The sequence below is a fragment of the Cetobacterium sp. genome (assembly GCF_977044495.1).
Map to the genome: position 1 here is coordinate 22,564 of NZ_CDRRQU010000007.1, position 24,464 is coordinate 47,027.

21 protein-coding genes are annotated in these 24,464 nt (G+C 31.1%); 16 read left to right on the forward strand and 5 right to left on the reverse strand.

Going from position 1 to position 24,464, the window contains the following annotated elements:
- Positions 1-2,157, forward strand: coding sequence for a heavy metal translocating P-type ATPase (locus tag ACWI69_RS02945; protein ID WP_448820362.1), 2,157 nt, complete (start codon positions 1-3; stop codon positions 2,155-2,157).
- A gap of 66 nt (positions 2,158-2,223) precedes the next feature.
- A complete protein-coding gene (locus tag ACWI69_RS02950) occupies positions 2,224-3,213 on the forward strand; it encodes a hypothetical protein (RefSeq protein ID WP_448820363.1) in 990 nt (329 codons plus the stop codon).
- Positions 3,214-3,223: 10 nt separating this feature from the next.
- Here ACWI69_RS02950 and ACWI69_RS02955 read toward each other — a convergent pair whose 3' ends face one another.
- The gene (locus ACWI69_RS02955) at positions 3,224-4,528 is read right to left on the reverse strand and encodes an ATP-dependent helicase (RefSeq protein WP_448820364.1); all 1,305 of its coding nucleotides are present in this window, start codon (positions 4,526-4,528) and stop codon (positions 3,224-3,226) included.
- A 228-nt stretch (positions 4,529-4,756) separates the two neighbouring features.
- Between ACWI69_RS02955 and adhE the strand changes: the two genes are divergently transcribed.
- On the forward strand, positions 4,757-7,381 hold the full coding sequence (gene adhE / locus ACWI69_RS02960) for a bifunctional acetaldehyde-CoA/alcohol dehydrogenase (RefSeq protein ID WP_448820365.1): 2,625 nt from the start codon (positions 4,757-4,759) through the stop codon (positions 7,379-7,381).
- Between the two features lie 68 nt (positions 7,382-7,449).
- Here adhE and ACWI69_RS02965 read toward each other — a convergent pair whose 3' ends face one another.
- Positions 7,450-7,911, reverse strand: coding sequence for a DUF2147 domain-containing protein (locus tag ACWI69_RS02965; protein WP_448820366.1), 462 nt, complete (start codon positions 7,909-7,911; stop codon positions 7,450-7,452).
- A 234-nt stretch (positions 7,912-8,145) separates the two neighbouring features.
- Here ACWI69_RS02965 and ACWI69_RS02970 point away from each other — a divergent pair, with 234 nt between their 5' ends.
- The 6 genes from ACWI69_RS02970 to ACWI69_RS02995 all read left to right on the forward strand — a co-directional run bounded on the left by ACWI69_RS02970 (position 8,146) and on the right by ACWI69_RS02995 (position 15,132).
- A complete protein-coding gene (locus tag ACWI69_RS02970) occupies positions 8,146-9,648 on the forward strand; it encodes a glutathione ABC transporter substrate-binding protein (RefSeq protein ID WP_448820367.1) in 1,503 nt (500 codons plus the stop codon).
- A gap of 74 nt (positions 9,649-9,722) precedes the next feature.
- Positions 9,723-10,649 carry a nickel ABC transporter permease gene (nikB, locus tag ACWI69_RS02975; RefSeq protein ID WP_448820368.1) on the forward strand — a complete coding sequence of 309 codons (927 nt, stop codon included), beginning with the start codon at positions 9,723-9,725 and terminating at the stop codon, positions 10,647-10,649.
- A 23-nt stretch (positions 10,650-10,672) separates the two neighbouring features.
- Positions 10,673-11,545, forward strand: coding sequence for a nickel transporter permease (nikC, locus tag ACWI69_RS02980; protein ID WP_448820398.1), 873 nt, complete (start codon positions 10,673-10,675; stop codon positions 11,543-11,545).
- 23 nt (positions 11,546-11,568) lie between these two features.
- Positions 11,569-12,570: an ABC transporter ATP-binding protein gene (locus ACWI69_RS02985; RefSeq protein WP_448820369.1), complete on the forward strand. Its 1,002-nt coding sequence runs from the start codon at positions 11,569-11,571 to the stop codon at positions 12,568-12,570.
- Positions 12,560-13,597, forward strand: coding sequence for an ABC transporter ATP-binding protein (locus ACWI69_RS02990; RefSeq protein ID WP_448820370.1), 1,038 nt, complete (start codon positions 12,560-12,562; stop codon positions 13,595-13,597). Before ACWI69_RS02985 ends, ACWI69_RS02990 begins: the two co-directional genes overlap by 11 nt.
- A 65-nt stretch (positions 13,598-13,662) precedes the next feature.
- A complete protein-coding gene (locus tag ACWI69_RS02995; RefSeq protein ID WP_448820371.1) occupies positions 13,663-15,132 on the forward strand; it encodes a nucleoside kinase in 1,470 nt (489 codons plus the stop codon).
- 36 nt (positions 15,133-15,168) lie between these two features.
- On the opposite strand, the gene folP is transcribed toward ACWI69_RS02995, so the two are convergent.
- Genes folP through folE form a run of 3 tightly spaced genes read right to left on the reverse strand, consistent with a single transcriptional unit; the run spans position 15,169 to position 17,397 of the window.
- Positions 15,169-15,996: a dihydropteroate synthase gene (folP, locus tag ACWI69_RS03000; RefSeq protein ID WP_448820372.1), complete on the reverse strand. Its 828-nt coding sequence runs from the start codon at positions 15,994-15,996 to the stop codon at positions 15,169-15,171.
- Positions 15,997-16,008: 12 nt separating this feature from the next.
- Positions 16,009-16,827 (reverse strand): 2-amino-4-hydroxy-6-hydroxymethyldihydropteridine diphosphokinase, encoded by an 819-nt coding sequence (gene folK, locus ACWI69_RS03005; RefSeq protein WP_448820373.1) that lies wholly within the window; start codon positions 16,825-16,827, stop codon positions 16,009-16,011.
- Positions 16,828-16,842: 15 nt separating this feature from the next.
- Positions 16,843-17,397 (reverse strand): GTP cyclohydrolase I FolE, encoded by a 555-nt coding sequence (gene folE, locus ACWI69_RS03010; protein ID WP_448820374.1) that lies wholly within the window; start codon positions 17,395-17,397, stop codon positions 16,843-16,845.
- Between the two features lie 201 nt (positions 17,398-17,598).
- On the opposite strand from folE, the gene ACWI69_RS03015 reads away from it, so the two are divergent.
- The 7 genes from ACWI69_RS03015 to rpsP all read left to right on the forward strand — a co-directional run bounded on the left by ACWI69_RS03015 (position 17,599) and on the right by rpsP (position 24,411).
- Positions 17,599-18,252 (forward strand): cytochrome c biogenesis CcdA family protein, encoded by a 654-nt coding sequence (locus tag ACWI69_RS03015; protein WP_448820375.1) that lies wholly within the window; start codon positions 17,599-17,601, stop codon positions 18,250-18,252.
- Between the two features lie 15 nt (positions 18,253-18,267).
- Positions 18,268-19,788, forward strand: coding sequence for a bifunctional peptide-methionine (S)-S-oxide reductase MsrA/peptide-methionine (R)-S-oxide reductase MsrB (msrAB, locus tag ACWI69_RS03020; protein ID WP_448820376.1), 1,521 nt, complete (start codon positions 18,268-18,270; stop codon positions 19,786-19,788).
- 25 nt (positions 19,789-19,813) lie between these two features.
- Entirely contained in the window at positions 19,814-20,602 is a 789-nt protein-coding gene (locus ACWI69_RS03025; RefSeq protein WP_448820377.1) for a response regulator transcription factor, read from the forward strand.
- Positions 20,589-22,253, forward strand: a complete 1,665-nt coding sequence (locus ACWI69_RS03030) for a cache domain-containing sensor histidine kinase (protein WP_448820378.1) — start codon at positions 20,589-20,591, stop codon at positions 22,251-22,253. Before ACWI69_RS03025 ends, ACWI69_RS03030 begins: the two co-directional genes overlap by 14 nt.
- A 158-nt stretch (positions 22,254-22,411) precedes the next feature.
- Positions 22,412-22,723, forward strand: coding sequence for a YlxM family DNA-binding protein (gene ylxM, locus ACWI69_RS03035; protein ID WP_448820379.1), 312 nt, complete (start codon positions 22,412-22,414; stop codon positions 22,721-22,723).
- 11 nt (positions 22,724-22,734) lie between these two features.
- Entirely contained in the window at positions 22,735-24,078 is a 1,344-nt protein-coding gene (ffh, locus tag ACWI69_RS03040; protein ID WP_448820380.1) for a signal recognition particle protein, read from the forward strand.
- 69 nt (positions 24,079-24,147) lie between these two features.
- A complete protein-coding gene (rpsP, locus tag ACWI69_RS03045; RefSeq protein ID WP_448820381.1) occupies positions 24,148-24,411 on the forward strand; it encodes a 30S ribosomal protein S16 in 264 nt (87 codons plus the stop codon).
- The last annotated feature ends 53 nt before the right edge of the window (positions 24,412-24,464 follow it).

Consider the following 24,464-nt stretch of genomic DNA (forward strand, 5'->3'; position numbering starts at 1 on the left):
ATGAAAGGAGATGAAAAAATGAAAAAAGAATATGAGATTGAAAATCTCCACTGTGGAGGTTGTGCTTCAAAACTTCAATATGAATTGGATAAGTTGGATGAATTGGAAGATGTCAATGTTGATTTTTATACAAAAAAATTGAAATTTATCTTAAGGAAGGATATAAGTGAAGATAAGCTTATTGAAAAATTGAATCAAATTGCGGATAAAGTCGAGCCGGGAACATATTTTAAAAAAGTTATGATTATTGATGAAGATGAACTGAATAGAGTGGAGGATAATCATGGACACAATCACTCCCATGGAAGTGAATTTATTTCAAAAATAGATTTGATTATTTTGACAATAGGAATAACTCTTTTTGTTGTAGGCTTGACACTACCAACGACTCTACAAAAGAATATAATTTTGATTATTGCATATGGATTATCTGGATACGATATATTGTTAAGCGCTTTAAAAAATATAAAAAGAGGAAAGTTTTTAGATGAGAATTTTTTAATGAGTATAGCTACAATTGGAGCTTTAGCTTTGGGTGATTTTGGAGAAGCTGCAGGTGTTATGATTTTTTATAAAATAGGTGAATTTTTTCAAGATATGGCAGTTAATAATTCAAAAAAATCGATAGAAAAATTGATGAGTATAAAGCCAGAATTTGCAAATGTAAAAGATAAAAATGGTGTTATAGAGATAAAGAATCCCTCAAAAGTAAAGGTGGGGGAGATTTTGGTTGTAAAACCGGGAGAGAGAGTTCCGTTAGATGGAGTTATAGTACTTGGAACAACCACGTTAGATAAATCTGCTTTAACGGGAGAATCTGTTCCAGTAGTAGGAGAAATTGGAAATGAGGTATTAAGTGGATCAATAAATATAAATGGAACTATCGAAGTGAGAGTAACAAAATTGTATTCTCAATCGACTGTTAGTAGAATAATAGATATGGTTCAAAGTGCTGGAAGTAAAAAAGCTCACGCTGAAAAATTTATTACAAAATTTGCGAGATACTATACACCTATAGTTGTATTTATGGCAATTTTTATAGGGTTAGGTGTGCCACTACTCCATGATGGAGATTTTAAATTATGGTTTGGAAGAGCACTTATATTTTTGGTGATATCATGTCCATGTGCATTAGTTTTATCAGTACCTCTGACTTTTTTTAGTTCTATTGGAAAGGGATCAAAAGATGGAATATTAATAAAAGGTGGAAACTATTTAGAAAGGCTAAAAAATATAGATACCGTTGTTTTTGATAAAACAGGCACTCTGACAAAGGGAAGTTTCAAGGTAATAAAAGTTGAAGCTATAAATGTAACAGAGAGAAATCTGATAGAGTACGCTAAAGCGGGAGAATTTTATTCGAATCATCCGATAGGAAAAGCTATATTGAATTATGGAGATGTAAATATTTCTGAATGGGATATACAGGGACACAATGAAAAGGCTGGTTATGGTGTAAATGTACTTTATTCTGGAAAAGAGATTCTGGTGGGAAGTAAAAAATTTTTAGAAAGTCATCATGTTGATGTAGAAGTGTCGGAGGAATTCGGAACTGTAGTTTATGTTGCCGTAGATTCGGAATTTATTGGAAGAATTTTCGTAGAGGATGAAATGAAAGAAAATTCTAGAAAAACAATAGATGAGTTAAAATCACAGGGAATTGATGTATATATGTTGACTGGAGACAATGAAAAAACAGGTAAGCACATAGGAGACAAACTTGGGATTGATAGGGATAAAATATATACGAATCTTCTTCCGCAGGACAAAGTTAGTAAATTAGAAGAGATAAAAAACAAAAGTAAAAAAGGAACTATATTTGTGGGTGATGGAATAAATGATGCACCTGTACTGGCAATGGCAGATATAGGTATTTCTATGGGAAAACTAGGGAGTGACATTGCCATAGAGAGTTCAGATATTGTTCTAATGAATGATGACCCTTATAAAATAATAGAAGCCTTGTATTTAGGTAAGAAAAATAATCAAGTTGTTTTAGAGAATGTTGGATTTGCTCTAGGAGTAAAGATTGTGGTTATGATTTTAGGGGTTCTAGGAATTGCAAACCTATGGCTAGCTATTTTTGCAGATGTAGGAGTATCTGTGTTAGCTGTTTTGAATGCATCTAAAATTTTAAACAAAAAAATTGAGGAATAAAAGAGAGTTCTAACACTCTCTTTTATTTTTGTGTTATAATATATGAAAAAGAAAAGGGAGATAGATATGTTTTATTTTATTTATGGAGATACTCCACTTCCACTAAAGTATGAAGAAGTGATAGACAAAATAAAGAAGTCAAACCCTAACATTCCGACGAAGATATATGATGCTTCACAGGGTGAGGAAGAAAATTTTTTAGAAAGCATTTCAATAAATTCCATGTTTGTTCCAAAAGAATTAATAGTTTTTAAAAGAGCTGAAAAGAGTAAGAGATTGGATCAACTGTTAAAAATAGTTGGAGAATATGATTTAGCAAAGAAAGAGATAGTAGTTATTTATGAAGAGGAGTTAAATGACTATGGAAAAGCAATAAATGAAGTTGGAAAAAAGGTTTTAACAAATGCGGAGAAATTGGGGAAAATAATAGTAGCAAGAAAAGCATTAGAGAGAAAAGGAATAGATTTTTTTATAGAAAAAGAGCTGGAGATATCTGAGTACGAATCAGAGAAGTTATCAGAGATTTTAGGGGACGATTTTTTTAAAGTAAAGAATGAAGTTGAAAAAATAAAAAATTTTTTAAATGGAAAAACATTTATATTAGAAAAAGTTTTACCTATTTTATCAATAAGTGATGAATACAATTTAAAAAAATTGGTTGAAGATTTTATGATAGAAGATAATTTAGAGATATTATTGGATTATCTAAAAAAAAGTAAGGAGTATATGTTGTTTTTATATTTAATTTCAGAAGAGTTAAATATGGCACTAAAATTAGTAGGTTTAAAGAAAAGCGGAGATTTAAGAGAAAATATTTCGTATAATGACTTTAAAGGAAATACCTATGAAAAATTAAAAAAATATTTTAAGAACAGTAGAGGATATATCAGAGAATATCCTATTTTTTTAAAGTTAAAATATATGTCTTTGTTTAATGAAGAATTTTTGTTAAAAAAAATAGAGAAATTATTGATGATTGAATTTTTAATAAAAAATGGTGGAATAGAAGAAAGTATTGGGATAGAAAAATTTATAATTGAATTTAAGAGAGGATAGCTGAAAAAAGTTATCCTCTTTTTATGTTAAAAAAACTGGAGTTAATTTTTTCAATAAATTGAGATGGAGTATTAAATAAACCAAAGTCACTGTAAAAAGAAAGGGGATACGATAGAAAAAGTTCTTTTTTAGCCCGAGTGAGAGCTACGTAAAAAAGTCTTTTTTCCTCTTCCAAATTGATGACCTCTCCTACAGAGCTAGGAATAATTCCTTCTAGAAGAAGAGGGATAAATACATAATCCCATTCTAGCCCTTTAGAACTATGAATAGTTAAAAAAGTTAGATTTGTATCTATATTAGAAAATTTATTTTTTAAAATATTTTCTAAAAATGGATTCGAAGAAACATTAAATTCAATGTTAAAAAGTTTAAAATATTTGATAAATTCCTCCATATAGATATAGTTTCTAAAAAGAAGTGCAATTGTGGCATTCGGATTTAAAATTAAAATATTTTTAATTTTATTAAAGATAAATGAAACTTCATCAGAATGATTTCTAAAAATATTCAAATTAGGTTTCTCTATTGCAGTATTATTAGTGATAAGTGATTTTCTAAAGCAATATTTTAAACTTTTAGAAAATTCGTTAGATAAATTTAGAATTGCAGGGGAGCTTCGGTAATTTTCTTTTAAAATAATAGTTTTTACATCCGGGAATTCATTAGAGAAATTTAAAATATTTTTCATTGAGGTTCCTTTGAAACTATATATGCTCTGGTAGTCATCACCTACAACCATGAGGTTAGAACTTTTAGACAGAAGTTTTAAAATATCAACTTGCAAGTCATCAGTATCTTGATATTCATCAACCATAATATATTGAAATTTAGTAGTGACGAGATTAGAAGTTAGTAATTTATGAAATTGTATAAGTAAGTCATTAAAAGAGTAGATATTTTCTGATTTTTCATAAAAAACTGAAGTGCTATCTTTTGTAGTGAGAATTTTAAAATTTTTATTTTGAGCATATCTTTTTAAGAATTTGTATGCTAAAGAATGAAAAGTTTCAATGCAGATATTTGATTCAGGTAAAAAAGTATTAATTCTTGTTTTTATCTCTGTGATAGCTTTTCTAGTGAAAGTTAAAATTAGTATATTTTTAGAAGAGATTTTTAATTCAATTAAAAGGATAGCTCTATAAATAATAACTCTAGTTTTACCAGAACCAGCTCCTGCAATGACTAGTAGATTTTTCTCTAAATTTATCACGGCTATTAATTGATCAAAATTAAGATTGTTAGTTAGAAAATTTTTAAAATTATCAGATAGATTTAAATTTTTTAAAGATGTATTTTCTAAATCCATTTCTTTCATAGAACTAATCCTCCTTTCAATAAAAATAAAGCTTAGTAGAATATACCTCAAAAAAGCGAAAAAATCTAATAAAAGTAATAAAATTTTGAATAATGAGTCTAAAATAAAAAAATGATTAAAAATTGACGGTTAAAAATTATAAAAATTATCGAAAAAAAATTTTAAAAAACACTAAAACACAAGTATACTAGAATTATAAAAATAATAATTCACATAGGAGTGGTGTTCATGACATTAGTAAATACAATAGAAAGAGTAAGGTCAGCACAAAAAGAGTATTCAAAATTTACTCAAGAACAGGTGGATGAAATCTTTAGAGAAGCTTCGTTAGCTGCTAATAATGCTAGGATAAAACTGGCTAAAATGGCAGTGGCGGAAACGGGAATGGGAATCGTTGAAGATAAAGTTATTAAGAATCATTTTGCTTCAGAATATATATATAATTCATACAAGGATACAAAAACTTGTGGAACAATAGAAATAGATACAGCTTACGGAGTTGAGAAAATAGCTGAACCAATAGGAGTGATTGCAGGTATAGTTCCAACAACTAATCCTACGTCGACAGCAATATTTAAAGCATTGTTAGCTTTAAAAACAAGAAACGGAATTATTTTTTCTCCACACCCAAGAGCAAAAAATGCAACGATAGAAGCTGCTAAGATAGTTTTAGAAGCTGCAGTAAAAGCTGGAGCTCCAAAGGATATAATAGGATGGATAGATGAGCCATCAGTTCAAGCATCTAGTGATCTTATGAAAATGGCAGATTTAATATTGGCAACTGGTGGACCAGGAATGGTTAAGGCTGCCTATTCGTCAGGAACCCCTGCTATTGGAGTTGGAGCAGGAAATACACCAGTAATAATAGATGAAACAGCACATATAAAAATGGCAGTAAATTCAATTTTATTATCAAAAACTTTTGATAATGGAGTTATCTGTGCCTCTGAGCAAGCAGTAATAGTTCCAGCTTCTATCTATGATAAAGTAAAAGAGGAGTTCACAGCAAGAAATGCTTATATCTTAAAAGGTGATGAAGTAGATAAAGTAAGGAAAGTAATACTTATAGATGGACATCTAAATGGAGAGATTGTGGGACAATCTGCTTACAAAATAGCTCAAATGGCGGGAGTAACTGTTCCTAAAAATACGAAGGTTATTATAGGAGAGGTAGAATCGGTTGAATTGGAAGAAGCATTTTCCCATGAAAAATTATCTCCAGTATTAGCTATGTATAAAACTGAGAGCTTTGAAGATGCTTTAAAAAAAGCAGATAGACTGATAGAACTTGGTGGAATGGGGCACACATCAGTATTATATGCAGATGAATTGGTTGCAAAAAATAAAATTGATTTATTTGGAAAAACAATGAAAACAGGAAGGACACTAATCAATATGCCAGCAGCTCAAGGTGCAATTGGGGATGTATTCAATTTTAAACTAGCACCGTCATTGACACTTGGATGTGGATCATGGGGTGGAAATGCTGTTTCTGAAAACGTTGGAGTTAAGCATTTAATAAACATAAAAACAGTTGCTAAAAGGAGAGAAAATATGTTGTGGTTTAGAATTCCTGAAAGAGTATACTTTAAGTTCGGGTCTCTTCCGGTGGCTTTAGAGGAATTAAAAGGGAAGAAAAAAGCTGTAATTGTAACTGATCAACAGTTAGCTTCTTTAGGTTATACAGACCACATAACATCAGTTTTAGAAAGTATTGGAGTGGATTTTAGAGTATTTTCAGATGTACAAGCGGATCCGACTTTGAGCGTAGTTGAAAAAGGTGCAGAATTGATGAGAAATTATAATCCAGATGTAATAATAGCTTTAGGTGGAGGTTCAGCAATGGACGCAGCTAAAATTATGTGGGTTATGTATGAGCATCCAAAAGTAAATTTTAAAGATTTAGCTATGACATTTATGGATATTAGAAAAAGAATAGTTAAATTCCCTAAAATGGGGGAAAAAGCTGAGTTCTGGGCAGTTGCGACTTCGGCAGGAACAGGATCAGAGGTGACTCCATTTGCAGTTATAACGGATGATACAACAGGAGTAAAGTATCCGTTAGCTGATTATGAAATTACGCCAAATGTGGCAGTAGTAGATCCTCAACTAATGTTATCAATGCCAGCAGGCTTAACAGCGGCATCAGGAATAGATGTAGTAACTCATGCTATTGAAGCATATGTATCTATAATGGCATCAGAATTTACTAATCCCTTAGCGTTAGAGGCAACTAGATTAACGTTCAAGTATCTACCTGAGTCAGTAAAAGGTGGAGCGTTAGCAGTTAAAGCTAAAGAAAAAATGGCAAATGCATCTTGTATGGCTGGAATGGCATTTTCGAACGCATTCCTAGGAATATGTCACTCAATGGCACATAAATTAGGAGCAGCATTTCATTTGCCACATGGAGTAGCAAATGCGTTATTACTTGATGAAGTAATTAGATTTAATGCAACAGATAGACCATTTAAGATGGCAGGATTCTCGCAATATAAATATCCACACGCAAAAGAGTGTTATGCAAAACTAGCTGATTACTTAGGATTTACAAAAGGAAATGAAACTCCAGAAGAGAAAGCTAAAATATTAAGAAAGAAAATAGCTGAGTTAAAAGCTGAAATTGGAATAAAATCAACAATAGCGGAGTATGGAATTTCTGAACAGGAATTTTTATCTAAGTTAGATCAAATGGTTGAGGACGCTTTTGATGACCAATGTACTGGAGCAAATCCGAGATATCCATTGATGAGTGATTTAAAAGAGATGTACTTAAGAGCTTATTATGGACCAGAAAGATATTTAGCCATGCAAAGGAAAACAGATGAGAAGTCTAATAAAAAATTAAAATAAGCCACCTTAATTAAATTTAGTCATATATAAAAAACCTCCTATACATAATTTAGGAGGTTTTTATATAGTTATTTAATTTTTGACCATATTTGTTTAGAACCTATAAAACCAGATTTGTCAAGACTTCCCTTTACTATAAGGGTGTTAGGATCTTTGAAAGCTATTGAACAATAGTAAGTTTTTCCATTTTCAGGATTGTAAATAAATCCATTTTCAAAACGATCTTTTTCAGGGTTATACGTGAAATCACTAACAAAATTTATACCGACTAAGGGTCTCGTTTTTAATTTGTCATCTGGATTAGCTAAATCTATTTTAGATTTCCCTTCTAATTTATGACCTTTCTCATATGTTGGGATAGTTAGTTGAGTAATAGTACCAAAATATCTATTGTCTATCTTTTGAAATTCAACTATAATTTGATTCCCATTTTTAGCTTTTTCAGTGATCCATTTACCTTGAATATCCTCTTCTTTTGAAAAAGTTAAAGTGCTAAAGATAAGTGTAATTAACAAAAAAAATCTTTTCATTTCGATTCCTCCAAAATAGTTACTTTAAGATATTATAACAGGTGTAATAAAATAAATCAATACTGAAAAAAAGTACGAAATAAAAAAAACTTTTCTTTTTTTGGGAATAATAAAAAAAATCTATTTTTTAAATAAGATACATTTATTAAATAAATTTGATTTGTATGATATAAAAGGTTATATTCTATTAACAATATTAAATTATTGAAAAAAATAAAAATGCAGGGGGAAAAGATGAAGAAAAAACTACTTTTATTAAGTACTTTAGCAATTTTTTTGGGATTTAATTATGAAGCAAAAGCTAACAAAGATACTTTGGTTATAGCTAATGGAGCAGATGCAAAAACATTGGATATACACGCATCTAATGATGCACCATCAGCAAAAGTTACGGGACAAATCTATGATACTCTAGTAAAACAAGATTCAAATATGAACATAGTTCCTGGGTTGGCTGAAAGTTGGAAACAAGTTGATGACAAGACAACAGAGTTTAAGTTAAGAAAAGGTGTAAAATTTCATAATGGAAAAGAACTTACAGCTAATGATGTTAAGTTTTCTTTAGATAGAATGAAAGCATCTCCACAAGTTTCACATATAGTAAAAGCTGTTGATTCTGTAGAAGTTGTAGATGATCATACAGTTAGAGTAAAAACATCAACACCATTTGGACCGCTATTAAGTCATCTATCGCATAATGCGGCAGGAATTTTAAATAAAGAGGCTGTAGAGAAAGCTGGAGGATCGTATGGGCAACATCCTGTTGGGACAGGACCATATAAGTTTGTTAATTGGCAAGCTGGAGACAGAATTACGTTGCAAGCTAATCCTGACTACTATTTAGGAAAAGCTCCAACAGAAAAAGTTATTTTTAGAAATATTGTTGAGGGGACAAATAGAACAATAGGATTAGAAACTGGTGAAGTGGATATAGCTTTTGATATAGATCCAGTGGATAAAGATATGGTAAGAAATAATGAGAGATTAGAGATATTAGAGGAGCCATCACTATCGACAACATATTTAGGATTTAATGTTGAAAAGGAATCTTTAAAAGATAAGAAAGTTAGACAAGCTATTGCATATGCAATAAACACACAAGATATAGCTGATGCGGTATATCAAGGATCAGCAGAAGTTGCTAATTCATCAATAGGACCAAAAGTGTTTGGATACAATCCAAATACAAAAGGATATGAATATAATCCAGAAAAAGCGAAAGCATTATTAAAAGAAGCTGGATATGACAAAGGTTTAAAGTTGAAACTATGGATAAATGACAATCCGATTAGAAGAGATATAGCTGTAATAGCTCAAGATCAGTTAAAGCAAGTTGGAATTGATGTAACAATCGAAACTCTTGAGTGGGGAGCATTTTTAGATGGTACAGCTAGAGGAGACCACGAACTATATATCTTAGGATGGGTTTCTGTAACAGGAGATGCTGACTATGGATTGGACCCATTACTTAATACAGCAAACAAAGGTGGAGCTGGAAATAGATCGTTCTACTCAAATCCAAAAGTGGATGAGTTGTTAGTAAAGGGAAGAAGTAGTGTAGACCCTGAAGAGAGAAAAACTTACTACTACGAAGTTCAAGATATAGTTCAAGAAGAAGTGCCAATATTGACATTGGTTTACCCAACACAAAGCGTTGGAGAGCAAAAAACTGTAGAAGGATTTAAGATGCATCCTGCAGGACATCATAAAGTTTATGGAACTTATAAAACAAAGTAAAAATATTTGAATACCAGAGAGGAAACCTTCAAGGTTTCCTTTCTAGTATAAAGTAAATAAAGGGGGCTTACACAATGTACAAATATATAATAAAAAGAATATTATTGTTAATACCTGTATTGTTAGGTGTGACATTCTTAGTATTTACAATAATGTCACTTACACCAGGCGATCCAGCTCAGCTTATTTTAGGAGAGAGTGCTCCAAAAGAAGCGGTGGCACAATTAAGGTTGGAAATGGGATTAAATGAGCCTTTTATCGTTCAATATTTAAGATTTATAAAAAATGCAGCAATGGGAAATTTTGGACAGTCATATACAACAGGAAGAGAGGTATTTGGAGAGATTTTTTCAAGATTTCCAAACACATTAATATTAGCAGTTCTAGGAATAATTATAGCTGTTTGCATTGGAATTCCACTAGGAATTATTTCGGCAACTAGACAATATACATTGATCGATAGTGTTAGTATGATAGGAGCTTTACTAGGAGTATCAATGCCTGTTTTCTGGCTTGGATTAATGTTAATTTTAGCATTTTCAGTTCATTTAAGGTGGTTACCTTCTGGAGGATTTGATGGATTGAAAAGTTTGATACTGCCATCCATTACTTTGGGAGTGGGATCAGCAGCCATAATTACTCGTATGACTCGTTCTTCTATGTTAGAGGTTATAAGACAGGATTATATAAGAACAGCAAGAGCTAAAGGGGTAGCAGAAAAAGTTGTTGTAAATAAACACGCTTTAAAAAATGCTTTAATTCCAGTTATAACAGTAGTGGGATTACAATTTGGAGGACTTTTAGGTGGAGCTGTTTTAACGGAATCAGTTTATTCGTGGCCAGGTGTAGGAAGAATGATGGTAGATGCCATTAGACAAAAAGACACGCCGACAGTTTTAGCAGCAGTAATTTTCTTGGCAGTGACATTTAGTGTTGTAAATCTAGCAGTAGATATACTATATGCTTATGTAGATCCAAGAATAAAATCGCAATACAAATAAAGGGGTGAATAAAAGTGGCTACTATAAAAAATGAAAATGTGGGGAAAAAAAGAAGTCAATGGGCAGAGTTGTGGAAAAACTTAAAGAGAAATAAGATGGCTCTATTTGGTTTAATAATATTAGTTATAATAGTTTTACTTGCAATATTTGCAGATCAAATTGCAAATTATGATCAAGTTGTTATTAAACAAAATTTAAAAATGAGATTAAAACCACCTTCAGCACAGCACTGGTTAGGAACAGATGAATTTGGAAGAGATATATTTGCTAGGTTGATTCATGGTGCTAGAGTATCTTTGAAGGTAGGTTTAATAGCGGTTGGTATAGCGATAGTAGTTGGAGGATTTTTAGGTGCTATTGCAGGATACTATGGGGACAAATTAGATAATGTGATAATGAGAGTGATGGATATATTTCTAGCTGTACCAAGTATATTACTTGCAATAGCTATAGTGTCAGCATTGGGACCAAATCTTTTGAACCTGATGATTGCGGTAAGTATATCTTCCATCCCAAGATATGCTAGAATAGTAAGGGCATCAGTTTTATCTATAAGAGATCAGGAGTTTGTTGAAGCAGCAAGAGCAATTGGTGCGGGAGATGCCAGAATAATATTTAGGCATATCATTCCAAACTCACTAGCTCCTGTAATAGTTCAAGGAACGCTTGGAGTAGCAAATGCAATACTATCAACAGCGGGATTAAGTTTTATAGGGTTAGGAATCCAACCTCCTGCGCCTGAATGGGGATCTATGTTATCTGGCGGAAGACAATATTTGAGATATGCATGGTGGGTAACAACATTCCCAGGTGTGGCGATAATGATAACAATATTATCCTTAAATCTTTTAGGAGATGGACTAAGAGATGCATTGGATCCAAGATTAAAACAATAATTACAGTGGGGAGATGGACGTAAATGGAAAAACTATTAAATATAAAAAATTTATCTATAAACTATGAAACAGATGATGAAAAAGTTATGGCGGTGACAGATTTAGAAATAGAGTTAGGAGAGGGAGAAACTCTTGGATTGGTTGGCGAAACTGGTGCGGGGAAAACAACTGCAGCGTTAGGAATAATGAGGTTAGTTCCAAATCCTCCTGGAAAGATAATATCTGGAGAAATTTATTTTCAAGAAAGAAACCTATTAAATATTTCAGAAGAGGATATGAGAGCTATAAGAGGAAGATCAATAAGTATGATTTTCCAAGATCCAATGACATCTCTAAATCCAGTATTGACTGTAGGCTATCAAATTGCTGAGGTAATACAGATTCATGAGGAGTTATCAGCAAAAGATGCTATGAATAAAGCTAGTGAAATGCTAGAATTAGTTGGAATTCCTGGAAATAGACTAAATGATTATCCTCATCAGTTTTCTGGTGGAATGAAGCAAAGGGTTATAATAGCTATAGCACTTGCGTGTAATCCAAAACTATTGATAGCAGATGAACCAACAACGGCGTTGGATGTAACAATTCAAGCTCAAGTTCTAGATTTAATGAATGAGTTAAAAGAAAAATTAAAGACATCAATGATATTAATAACTCATGATTTAGGTGTAGTTGCACAGGTATGTGATAAAGTAGCGATAATGTATGCAGGAGAGATTGTGGAATCTGGAACATTGGTTGATATATTTGAACATCCTATGCATCCGTATACTCATGGATTATTTGATTCAATACCGAATTTAGATGATGATGTAACTAGACTAAAACCTATAAAAGGATTGATGCCAGACCCTACAAATCTACCATCAGGATGCAGATTTCACCCGAGATGTCCATATGCACAAAAAGAGTGTTCAGTGGTAAGTCCAAAGACAGTTTCAAAAGATGGACATAAAGTGAAATGTCTAGCTTATGAGGGGATAATAAATGTACCAGAGCTACAAGGGGGAGAAAATGGCAGATAAAATACTAGAGGTAAAAGATTTAAAAAAATATTTTATTACTCCAAAAGGACTATTACACGCTGTTGATGGAGTTAGCTTTTCAATAGAAAGAGGAAAAACTTTGGGTGTAGTTGGAGAGTCGGGGTGTGGAAAGTCCACTACTGGAAGAGTAGTTTTAAGGCTACTTGAGGCAACGAGTGGAGAGATTATTTTTGAAGGTAAAAATATAAGAGAGTATGGAAGAGCAGAAATGATAAAGCTAAGAGAAGAGATGCAAATAATTTTCCAAGACCCATATGCTTCTTTAGATCCTAGAATGACAATAAGTGAAATAATAGCGGAACCGCTAATTATTCATAATAAGTGTAAAAATAAAAAAGAGTTGCAGGAGAAAGTTGCTAAACTCATGGAGACAGTAGGATTGAGTGAGAGACTAATAAATACATATCCCCATGAGTTAGATGGTGGTAGAAGACAAAGAATTGGAATAGCTAGAGCTTTAGCTTTAAATCCAAAATTTATAGTTTGTGACGAACCAGTTTCAGCTTTAGATGTTTCTATTCAAGCTCAAGTATTGAATCTTATGAAAGATTTACAGGAAGAGTTTGGACTGACATATATGTTTATAACTCATGATTTATCGGTGGTGAGACATTTTTCAGATGATATAGCTGTAATGTATCTAGGAGAGATTGTAGAAAAGGCGCCAGCAAAGGAGCTTTTTAAAAATCCAATACATCCATATACAAAAGCTTTATTATCAGCGATACCAATTCCAAGTATAAAGCATAAAATGCGTCCAGAAAGGTTAAAAGGGGAGATAACATCACCAATTAATCCAGGTGTGGGATGTAGATTTAGAAAAAGATGTGTTTTAGCAGTTCCAGAGTGTGGAAATGCAACACCACCTTTAAAAGAGATATCTCCGGGACACTTCTATGCGTGTTTTGAAATAGGAAAAGATATAAAAGGGGAAGAGGAGAAGGAAGAAAGATTAGAAGATAAAATATCAGAGAAAAAAGAAGATGTGTGGGAAATAGAAAAGTAAAAAAGGATAACTCTAAGTTAGTTAAAATACTAATTTAGAGTTCTTTTTATGGAGGAGGAAAATTTATGGAAAAATTTAAAAGTAGAAAATACCATTTAACATCAAAATTAGTATTATTAAAAGCGATTAATGATATCTATCCACTATTTCAAGTGGTATTTAGAAACTCTTTAAACAATGGAGTATATGTGACGATAAACGGCAAAAAATATATTACAGAGGAAGAGATAAGAAAGATAGAAAATAGAATGAATGAAATAGTGGCAGAAAAAAAAGAAATAAAAAAAATTCAGTTTAGTTCGGAGGAGGTCACAGAAAAACACTTAGAGGGTATCAGAGAAGATTTAAAGGAACTCTTGGAGACAACAGGAATAATTTCTTTTTTTGTCTATGAAATAGACGACTACAGAACTTATTTTATAGAAGAATTATATGAAAATACGGAATATGTGGATATGTTTGAGTTATACTCGTATGATGAAGGATTTATATTCAAAACACCCAAAGAGATAAATGGAGTTATTCAAATTCCCCCAATGATAGATGATAGAAAATTGGCTAAAATATATAAGGAAAGTTCTAAATGGAATGATATAATGGAAGTGTCGTATGTTGGAAGTTTAAATAGAATTAATTTACAAGGAGATATAGTAGAGCTGATAAGAGTGAATGAAACTCTTCACGATAAGAAAATAACTAATATAACAGAAAGAATATTGGAAGATAGAGATATAAAAATAGTTACAATAGCTGGTCCGAGTTCGTCAGGAAAAACAACTTTTAGTAATAGACTAAAGCTACATTTAATGGCATCAGAGATAAGACCTTTGATGATATCTTTAGATGATTACTATATAGATAGGAAGAGAATTCCAATTGATGAAAATGGAAAGAAGGACTTCGAAACGATTAAGGCACTTGATATAGAACTTTTAAATAGAAATTTAAGAGATTTGATGTTAGGAAGAGAGGTTGAGATTCCTAGATATGACTTTTCTACTGGTCAAAGAAAAGAGAGGGGAGAGAAAGTAAAAATATCTAAAAATACGATTATAATTTTAGAGGGGATACATGGATTAAATGATAGTTTAATTGAAGGGATTTCTCAAAGTCATATTTTTAAAATTTATATAAGTTGTTTAACTCAGCTAAATATTGATGCACACAATAGAATAAAAACAAGTGTGGTCAGAAAAATGAGAAGAATAGTTAGGGACAGTATTTCAAGAAATTTTGATGCAGAAGAAACTTTAGAGATGTGGAGTAGAGTTAGAAAGGGAGAGAGTAAAAATATATTTCCTTATCAAGAGAATGCAGATGTTATATTTGATACAAGCTTAACCTATGAAATAGGTGTTTTGAAACCAGCTGTGGAGAGAGAGTTAATTAAGATAAAAATGGGTAGCCCACACTATGATGAGGCGAGAAAACTTTTAAGGCTATTGAGTTATTTTACGACAATCTCAGAGAGATATGTACCTGACGAGTCTATTTTAAAAGAGTTTATAGGTGGAAGTTATTTTTATAATTATTAAATAGATTGTTAGGAGAGCAGTAATGCTCTCCTAAATTTAATTACTCCTATTTAAGTAAATAATTTTATCAGCAATAGATAGAGCTTTTTTATGTTCTAAAACATCATGAACTCGAATTATTTTAGCTCCATTCAAAATTCCTAATATATTGACAGCTATAGTTCCTTCAATTCTATCATTGGGAGAGAGAGTTAAATCTTTTCCTATAAAACCTTTTTTTGAAACTCCCAGTAGAGTTGGGGCGATAGAAGAGATTTCTTTTAATCTATTTAAAACTTCAATATTTTCACTGTAACCTTTTCCAAATCCAATTCCGGGATCAATTATAATTTTATTAGTATTCATTCCATTTGATTCTGCGATCTTAAAAGTTTTTTTAAAAAATTTTTTTATAGAAAGAATAATATCCTCTTCATAGAAGTTAGAGTTTTGATTGTGCATAGCTATAACAACACAATTATATTTAGCCGCAACTTGTGCCATCTCACCATTGTCTTTTTGAAGCCCCCAAACATCATTTATAATATGAGCACCAGCTTTTAGTGCAGCTTCGGCAACTTCGTATCTATATGTATCAATAGATATAATGCAGTCTAATTCTTTTGATATTTTTTTAATGACAGGGATAACTCTATCTATCTCAGTTTGCAAATCGACTTCCTCATGTCCGGGTCGAGTGGACTGTCCTCCAATATCAATGATATGAGCTCCTTGATCAATTAAGGTTTTAGCGTGTTCAAAAGCTAAATCGACAGTGTTAAAATTTCCACCATCAGAAAATGAATCCGGAGTAACATTTAAAATTCCCATAATTAGGGTTTCTTTATTTAAAATAAAAGTTTTACCAAGAGATGAAAAAATCATAAAAACCTCCTATTAAGATTTATCGAGTGCTCTTTTTAATGTTGAAATATGCTTATTCTCTAAAGGATGAACAATGTTTGGAGCGATTTCATTTAGCGGATCAAGAACAAATGAACGTTCACACATCCATGGATGAGGAATAGCTAGGTTATCGTCCGCAATGATGAGATTATTAAAAAGCAAAATATCAATGTCAATAATCCTAGGTCCCCACTTTATTTCACGAACTCTCCCCATCATAATTTCAATTTCTAAAAGTTTTTCTAAAAGTTCCTGTGGTGTAAAAAGTGTTTCAATTTCAAGACAGGCATTTAAAAAATTATTTTGTGCAATGTTACCGAAAGGTTTTGTTTCTAAAAAATTACTTATTTTAGTTACTCTAGTATTTTCAAGATTTGATATATGGGATATAGCTGCATCTAAATTAGCTTTTAAATTACCAATATTTGTACCTAATGAAAGGTAAGATATATTACGAGAACGTGTGATTTCAACCGCAACATAGTCAAAATGTTTTTTGATAGGTGCCCAAGGTTTTTTTATTTCAACTTTGACATTTTTTATAAGGGGATACTTTGTAAGTATTTTACTAGCGATAGCTTCAGCAAGAGCTTCAATTAAATCAAAGGATTTTGAAAAAAATACCTTTTCAATATCATCAGAAACAAAACCATAGTGTGTTGAATGATTCAAATCGTCGCCAACACCAGCTTTTCTAGTGGAAGTTTCCATTTCAATAGAAATAGAGAACTTTTGTTGTAAAAATTTTTCTTCGGCAAAAACTCCATGATTGCCTATAAATTCTAGATTTTTAATATATATTTTATCCATTAAATTCACCTCTTTTTAATTTTTAATTAAAGTTAAAAATTCCGTTTTTAGACTATTTTGGATATTAAAAATACCTTTTGAAGATGTAGTGATAACTTTTGTTCCAAGAGACTTGACTCCTCTCATAGTCATACACATATGTTCAGCCTCCATTAAAACATATACACCTTGGCAATCTAGACCTGTATAGATGGTTTCAGCAATTTCATCACAAAGCCTTTCTTGAAGTTGTGGTCTTTTAGAATATGCCTCAATAACTTTTATAATATCTCCGAAACCAACAATTTTATTATTTGGGATATAACCGATAGAAATTTTACCGAAAAAGGGTAAAAAATGATGTTCACACATTGAATAAAAAGATATATTTTTTTCAATAATTAAATCATTGTTTTCTATTGGAAACGTTCTTTTTAAAAAGTCATATGGATTTTGGAAAAGTCCAGAGAAAATCTCTTTATAAAAAGTTTCGACTCTTTCAGGAGTATTTTCAATAACTTCATCTGAAATCAAGTTATTATCACTATTTATTTCAAGAATTATATTTTTAATATGTTTTTTTAAATTCACTAAATCACCTCAAAAGTTTGATATACAGCAATTATATCATAGCTAGGATTTAAAAAAAATATTCCCTTAAAATATATAAATAAAATTAAGTTTTTTATATAGATATTCTATTAACTATTAAAAAAGAATGAGCTATAATTGTAAATATTTATGAGAATATAAAATTAAGTTTAGAAATTGAATCAGTAGGAGAGTGATAAAATGCTTGCCAATGAGTTGTTTGTAGGAGCTGTTTACTTAGCGGGAATATTATCATTTTTTTCACCATGTATATTTCCATTACTTCCTGTTTATTTAGGAATGCTTAGTAGAGGAGGGGAAAAGTCTATTTTAAAAACTTTAGTTTTTGTATTGGGACTTTCAACGAGTTTTATTTTACTTGGTTTTGGAGCTGGAATTGTCGGTGAGATTTTAATGAGTAACCTATTTAGAATCATTAGCGGAGTTTTGGTGATTGGTTTTGGAATTATTCAAATGGATATTATTAAAATTCCAGTTTTAGAGAGAACAAAATTGTTGAATCTAGAGCTTGCCGAAAGAAAAGGAATAATTGGAACATTTTTTTTAGGATTTACATTTAGTTTGGGGTGGACACCATGTGTGGGACCTATTTTGACATCTATTCTTTTTATTTCTAGTGGGGGTGGAAATCCAATTTACGGAGCAATATTGATGTTTATATATGTTTTAGGATTAGCGAGTCCCTTTGTAGTATTTTCGCTTTCGTATAAATATTTCGAAAAGAAAATGGTTGGAATAAGAAAGCGATTAAATTTTTTTAAAAAAATAGGTGGAGCTTTAATAGTTGTTATGGGAATTTTGCTTTTAACTGATAAGTTAAATATATTTTTATAATTACGGGAGGTCAGTATGAAAATATTAAAAAAAATTTTTTGGATTTCACTATTCGTTTTAGGATATACTATAAGCTATGGGAAAGTAAAAGAGTTTTCAAACATTAAGTTAAAGGATATAGACGGTGTAGAATATGTATTTGGAGCTAGTGGGAAACCTACATATGTTAAATTTTGGGCATCATGGTGTCCTGTTTGTCTATCTGGGTTGGAAGAGTTAGACCAGCTGAGTGAGGAGACAAAGGATTTTGAAATTGTTACAATAGTTTCACCTGGAAAAAAAGGAGAGAAAAATACAGAAGATTTTAAAAAGTGGTATAAATCATTGGAATATAAAAATATTAAGGTGCTTTTAGATGAAAAGGGAGAGAGTATAAGTTTAAATAGGGTGAGAGTTTATCCAACATCTGTAATTTTAGATAAAAATGCTAAAGTAAAAAATACTATCCCAGGACATTTATCAAAAAATGAGATAAAAAAAATATTTTCGTCTACAGTAGAAAAATTGGAGGAGAAGAGGGTGAGTACGATAGAAGTAAAAAATGGAGTAGGTAAAAAAAATAGTGAAAAGAAAGAGATGAACAAAGATAGAAATATTCAAGAGATATATCTAGCAGGTGGATGTTTCTGGGGAGTAGAAGCTTATATGGAGAAAATATACGGAGTTGTTGAAGCAGTTTCAGGATATGCCAACGGAAATACCGCAAATCCGAGATATGAGGATGTTATTTATAGGGGGACTGGACACGCTGAAACTGTTCGTGTAAAATATGATTCCAATGAAATTGATTTGAATACGTTACTAAAATATTATTTTAAAATAATAGATCCCACTAGTTTAAATAAGCAAGGGAATGACAGAGGAACACAATATAGAACAGGGATATACTATGTAAATGAGAAGGATAAAAATGTTATAGAAAAAGAGATTGAGATGCAACAAAAGAAATATAATAAAAAAATTGTGGTGGAAGTTTTACCTTTAAAAGGGTTTTATTTAGCTGAAGAATATCATCAGGACTATTTGAAGAAGAATCCTAATGGATATTGCCATATAGATCTTTCTAAAGCAGATGAGATAATAGTGGATGAAAAAAGATATCCTAAATTATCAGATGAGTTATTGAAATCAAAATTAAATGATCAGCAGTATAAAGTTACTCAAAATTCAGCAACGGAAAGAGCATTTAAAAATGAATATTGGGATTTTTTTGAAGATGGATTGTATGTAGATATAACAAGTGGGGAACCACTATTTTCATCAAAAGATAAATATGATTCGGCGTGTGGATGGCCAAGTTTTACGAAGCCAATAGTTCCGGAAGTAGTGAGTTATCATAAGGATAGTAGCTATAATATGGATAGAATAGAAGTTAGAAGTCGAAGTGCTAAAGCTCATCTAGGACATGTATTTGATGACGGTCCAAGAGATAGAGGTGGTAAAAGATATTGTATAAATAGTGCAGCTTTAGAGTTTATTCCTCTAGAAGAATTAAAAGAAAGAGGATATGGGTATTTAATACCATTGATTAAGTAGAAGAAAGAGGTGAAAATTAAAAGTTGTGTTTAATTTATTGATAGCAGATGATGAGCCATTAATGCGAAGAGGCGTTCGGAAATTGATAGATTTATCAGACCTAGAGATAAAGAATATATTTGAGGCAGAAACAGGGGAGGAAGCTCTTCAAATTTTTGAAGAGTTTAGACCAGAAATTGTACTTTTAGATATAAATATGCCTAAAATAGATGGACTGGCTACTGCTAAAAAAATAAAGCAAATTGCTCCAAGCACCAAAATAGCCATCATAACAGGATATAACTATTTTGATTATGCTCAAATGGCTATAAAAATTGGTGTGGAGGATTATATTTTAAAACCAATTTCCAAAAGTGATATTTCAGAAATTATAGCGAAACTTGTTTATTTGGTACGGCAAGATAGAAAAAATATGGAAACAGAAAAAGTTTTGCAAAAAATTTTAGAAAGAGAGACAGTTGAAATAGGTGAAACAAAATCCAATTACAGAATGTTGATTCAGACTATTATGGAAAATAACTATACTGATAGTGAGTTTTCTTTAGGAGTTTTATCGGATGAGCTAGCTTTAAGTCAGGGATATTTAAGTATTATGTTTAAAAAAATATTTGGCATACCATTTCAAGATTATCTTTTGCAAAAAAGAATGGAAAAAGCTAAAATATTACTTTTGACATCAAAATTAAAAAACTATGAAATTGCGGAGCAGATAGGTTTTGAAGATGTCAACTATTTTGGAATGAAATTTAAAAAATACTATGGATTATCTCCAAAACAATATAAAGAGAAGGTAGTACAAAATGAAGATAATTAAACCACTGAATGTGAAAATTGGATTTTATTTTTTAATAACAAATTTGATTCTTGTATTACTTTTAGGAGGAATTTTCTATTTTAGCTCCAGTAATTTGATTATAAAAAAGGATATTTTAGCTACGACTGAAGAGATACAAAGAAGAGGAAATTATATAGAGTTATATATTAATAAAGTTAAGACATTGAGTGAGATTATTGCAAAAAATAGGAACATATATGAATATCTAAAAGGTGGAGAGAATGTTGAAAAAACTGAGATAAGAAGTCTTATAAAAGATATATTGTCAACAGATTCATATATAAAATCCATAGTGTTGATTCGTAAAGATGGCGCTATTATTTCCAATGAAAAAGACATAGACATGAAAGTTTCAAACGATATGATGAAAGAGGAATGGTATGTTCAAGCCTTAAAAAATCATATGCCGATATTAAATCCACTACGAAAGCAGAAATTTTTACAAGATAATATGAATGATTGGGTAGTTTCTGTGAGTAGAGAGATTAGTGATGAAAATGGAGAAAATTTAGGAGTTTTATTGATTGATATAAAATATCAGGTTCTTCACGAATATCTTCAAGAGAAAAATTTAGGAAAAAATGAGAATATAGTTATTTTTGATAAGAATGGAAAAGTTGTGTATCATAAAGATATACCCTATGTAGAAATTGAAGAGGAATATTTAAACCACTTTAAAAATATAGATGTGGGATATAATCAAAGAAAAAATATAGTGGTAGTAAAGTATCCAATAAAGAACACAAATTGGATATTGTATGGTGTATCCTTTTTAAAGGAAATCAGAAGTTTAAAATTTCATTTTTTCGAACTAATAATTTTAAGTAGTTTAATATCTTTAATAATAACAATGCTTATAAGTACATTTATATTGAAAAGAATTACAAAGCCAATTCAGGAATTAGAGAGCCATGTACGAAAGTTTTCTAATAATTTGTCAAAAATTTCATTGAAAGGGGATATAAGTGAAGAGATTTTAAGTTTAGAAAAATATTTTAATGAGATGGTTGATAAAATAAACTATTTGCGAGAGTATGAAATTAATGCTCTATATAGCCAGATTAATCCACACTTTCTATATAATACATTGGACACTATTGTTTGGATGGCAGAATTTCAAGACACTGAAAAAGTTATTTTAATAACAAAGTCTTTGGCTAATTTTTTTAGAATATCTTTGAGCGAAGGAAGAGAGATGATAACTTTAAAAGAGGAGATAGATCATATTAAAGAGTACCTCTACATACAAAAACAGAGATATGAAGATAAATTGGAATATAGTTTTGATATCGATTTTGAATTAGAAAGATTAGAAGTACCTAAAATAATATTACAACCTCTTGTAGAGAATGCAATATATCATGGAATTAGAAATATACAGAGAAGAGGTAAAGTTTTTATCTATACCAGAATTTTAGAGAGATATATTGAGATAGTTGTTGAAGATAATGGAATTGGTTTTAGAAATAAAGATGTGAAAAAAAATATGAGAGTAGGTGGAATAGGAATAAAAAATATAAATAAAAGGGTTCAGTTTTATTATGGTGAAGAGTATGGTGTAAGATTTGACAAGAGTGTTGAGGTGGGAGCAAAAGTTATTATAACTTTACCCAATACGTTAAAATATTGATGATGCTGGGACGAGGCATTTCCTTTCTTTATTTTAGATAGTGAAATGAATCGTCTTTTTTATCCAGAGTGAAAAAGTTAGCAAAATATCTAATAGAGTTGTAAAGAAAAAATGCTTGACAATAAATATAAATATAGATATAATATGTTGGTGATATTATGGAATTGAATGAGATGTTAGAAGTCTCTATTCTGCTTGACTATTATAGAAATCTCTTAAGTGATAGACAAAAAGAATATTTGTTAGAGCACTTCGAGGAAGACCTATCTCTTACAGAGATTGGAAAGAAGTACAATGTGAGTAGACAAGCTGTCTATGACAATATAAGAAGAGGAATAAAAATTTTAAGAGATTATGAAGAGAAGATAGGATTTCATAAAAGAGACTTAGAGCTACTATCACAGTTGAATGAACTGAAAAAAAACTTTACAATTGAAAAATTGAATGAAATAATCGAAAAAAACTTTTAGTGGAGGTGGCCATGTTAGAAAATTTAGGAAATAGATTCCAAGACATAATGAAAAAAGTAAGAGGTCATGGAAAACTAAGCGAAAGTAATATAAAAGAGGCTTTACGTGAGGTTAGAATGTCTTTACTAGAGGCCGATGTGAACTACAAAGTTGTAAAAGATTTTGTTACTAAAATTCAAGATAAAGCTATTGGGGCTGAAGTTTTAACTGGAATCAATCCAGGACAACAGTTTATAAAAATAGTAAATGATGAGTTGATAGAGTTATTAGGTGGTACAAACTCTAGACTTACAAAGAGTGCTAAAAATCCGACGGTGGTAATGCTTGCAGGACTTCAAGGTGCTGGAAAAACGACTTTTGCGGGAAAATTAGCAAAATATTTAAAAAAACAAGGTGAAAAACCCTATCTGATAGGGGCAGATATATATAGACCTGCCGCTATGAAGCAATTGGAAGTTTTAGCACAGCAGGTTGGTGTTGATGTCTATTTTGAACTTGGAAGCAATGATGCTGTAGGGATTTGTGAAAGAGGTTTACAAAAAGCAAAAGAAGTTGGAGCAACATATTTAATAATAGATACTGCTGGAAGATTACATATAGATGAAAAATTGATGGAAGAGTTAAAAGAGGTAAAAAAAGTAGTGAGACCTCAGGAAATTTTATTGGTAGTTGATGCAATGATAGGACAAGATGCGGTGAATCTTGCACAATCATTTAATAATGCGTTGAGTATTGATGGAGTTGTACTTACAAAAATTGATGGAGACACTAGAGGTGGTGCAGCGTTATCTGTTAAATCTGTAGTGGGAAAACCAATTAAATTTGTAGGAACTGGAGAGAAAATTGACGACTTAGAATTATTTCATCCTGAAAGATTAGCTTCAAGAATCCTAGGGATGGGAGACGTTGTTTCTCTAGTTGAAAAAGCACAGGAAGCGATAGGAGAAGAGGATGCTAAGTCTCTTGAGGAAAAGATTAGAACTCAAAAGTTTGATTTAGACGATTTTTTAAAACAATTGCAAAATATAAAAAAATTGGGTTCCTTAGGAAATATACTGAAAATGATTCCTGGAATGGGGCAAATTGGAGATTTAGCACCAGCTGAAAAAGAGATGAAAAAAGTTGAGGCTATTATTCAATCAATGACTAGAGAGGAAAGAAAAAAACCTGAAATATTAAAAGCTAGTCGTAAATTAAGAATTGCAAAAGGTAGTGGAACAGACGTTTCTGATGTGAATAAATTATTGAAACAATTTGAGCAGATGAGAGAGATGATGAAGATGTTCTCAACTGGAAAGTTCCCACAACTTCCTGGTATGGGTGGAAGAAAAGGTGGAATGAAGTTTCCATTTTAAATAGAGAAAGTTTATGGAAGTAATACCAAAAATAAAAAAATAGAAATATAAAAGGAGAAGTGATTTTAGATGTTAAAATTAAGATTAACTAGAATGGGAAGCAAGAAGAGACCTGTATACAGAATAGCTGCAATGGAAGCTTTATCAAGAAGAGATGGAAAAGCAGTAGCTTACTTAGGGAACTACTATCCATTAGAGGATGGGAAAGTAACTCTTAAAGAAGAGGAGATTGTAAAATTCCTTATGAATGGAGCACAACCTACAAGAACAGTGAAGTCTTTATTAGATAAAGCTGGAGTTTGGGCAAAATTCGAAGCTGCAAAGAAAAACTAATTATAAAAGTTTAGGTGTCTGTAAAGGCACCTTTTTTTATGTTTCTGTTAGAC

Bases quoted from the DNA above. Each gene is read 5' to 3' on its own strand.
- ACWI69_RS02945 (WP_448820362.1), top strand. From the start codon at position 1: ATGAAAGGAGATGAAAAAATGAAAAAAGAATATGAGATTGAAAATCTC.
- ACWI69_RS02950 (WP_448820363.1), top strand. From the start codon at position 2,224: ATGTTTTATTTTATTTATGGAGATACTCCACTTCCACTAAAGTATGAA.
- ACWI69_RS02955 (WP_448820364.1), bottom strand. From the start codon at position 4,528: ATGAAAGAAATGGATTTAGAAAATACATCTTTAAAAAATTTAAATCTA.
- adhE (WP_448820365.1), top strand. From the start codon at position 4,757: ATGACATTAGTAAATACAATAGAAAGAGTAAGGTCAGCACAAAAAGAG.
- ACWI69_RS02965 (WP_448820366.1), bottom strand. From the start codon at position 7,911: ATGAAAAGATTTTTTTTGTTAATTACACTTATCTTTAGCACTTTAACT.
- ACWI69_RS02970 (WP_448820367.1), top strand. From the start codon at position 8,146: ATGAAGAAAAAACTACTTTTATTAAGTACTTTAGCAATTTTTTTGGGA.
- nikB (WP_448820368.1), top strand. From the start codon at position 9,723: ATGTACAAATATATAATAAAAAGAATATTATTGTTAATACCTGTATTG.
- ACWI69_RS02985 (WP_448820369.1), top strand. From the start codon at position 11,569: ATGGAAAAACTATTAAATATAAAAAATTTATCTATAAACTATGAAACA.
- ACWI69_RS02990 (WP_448820370.1), top strand. From the start codon at position 12,560: ATGGCAGATAAAATACTAGAGGTAAAAGATTTAAAAAAATATTTTATT.
- ACWI69_RS02995 (WP_448820371.1), top strand. From the start codon at position 13,663: ATGGAAAAATTTAAAAGTAGAAAATACCATTTAACATCAAAATTAGTA.
- folP (WP_448820372.1), bottom strand. From the start codon at position 15,996: ATGATTTTTTCATCTCTTGGTAAAACTTTTATTTTAAATAAAGAAACC.
- folK (WP_448820373.1), bottom strand. From the start codon at position 16,827: ATGGATAAAATATATATTAAAAATCTAGAATTTATAGGCAATCATGGA.
- ACWI69_RS03015 (WP_448820375.1), top strand. From the start codon at position 17,599: ATGCTTGCCAATGAGTTGTTTGTAGGAGCTGTTTACTTAGCGGGAATA.
- msrAB (WP_448820376.1), top strand. From the start codon at position 18,268: ATGAAAATATTAAAAAAAATTTTTTGGATTTCACTATTCGTTTTAGGA.
- ACWI69_RS03030 (WP_448820378.1), top strand. From the start codon at position 20,589: ATGAAGATAATTAAACCACTGAATGTGAAAATTGGATTTTATTTTTTA.
- ylxM (WP_448820379.1), top strand. From the start codon at position 22,412: ATGGAATTGAATGAGATGTTAGAAGTCTCTATTCTGCTTGACTATTAT.
- ffh (WP_448820380.1), top strand. From the start codon at position 22,735: ATGTTAGAAAATTTAGGAAATAGATTCCAAGACATAATGAAAAAAGTA.
- rpsP (WP_448820381.1), top strand. From the start codon at position 24,148: ATGTTAAAATTAAGATTAACTAGAATGGGAAGCAAGAAGAGACCTGTA.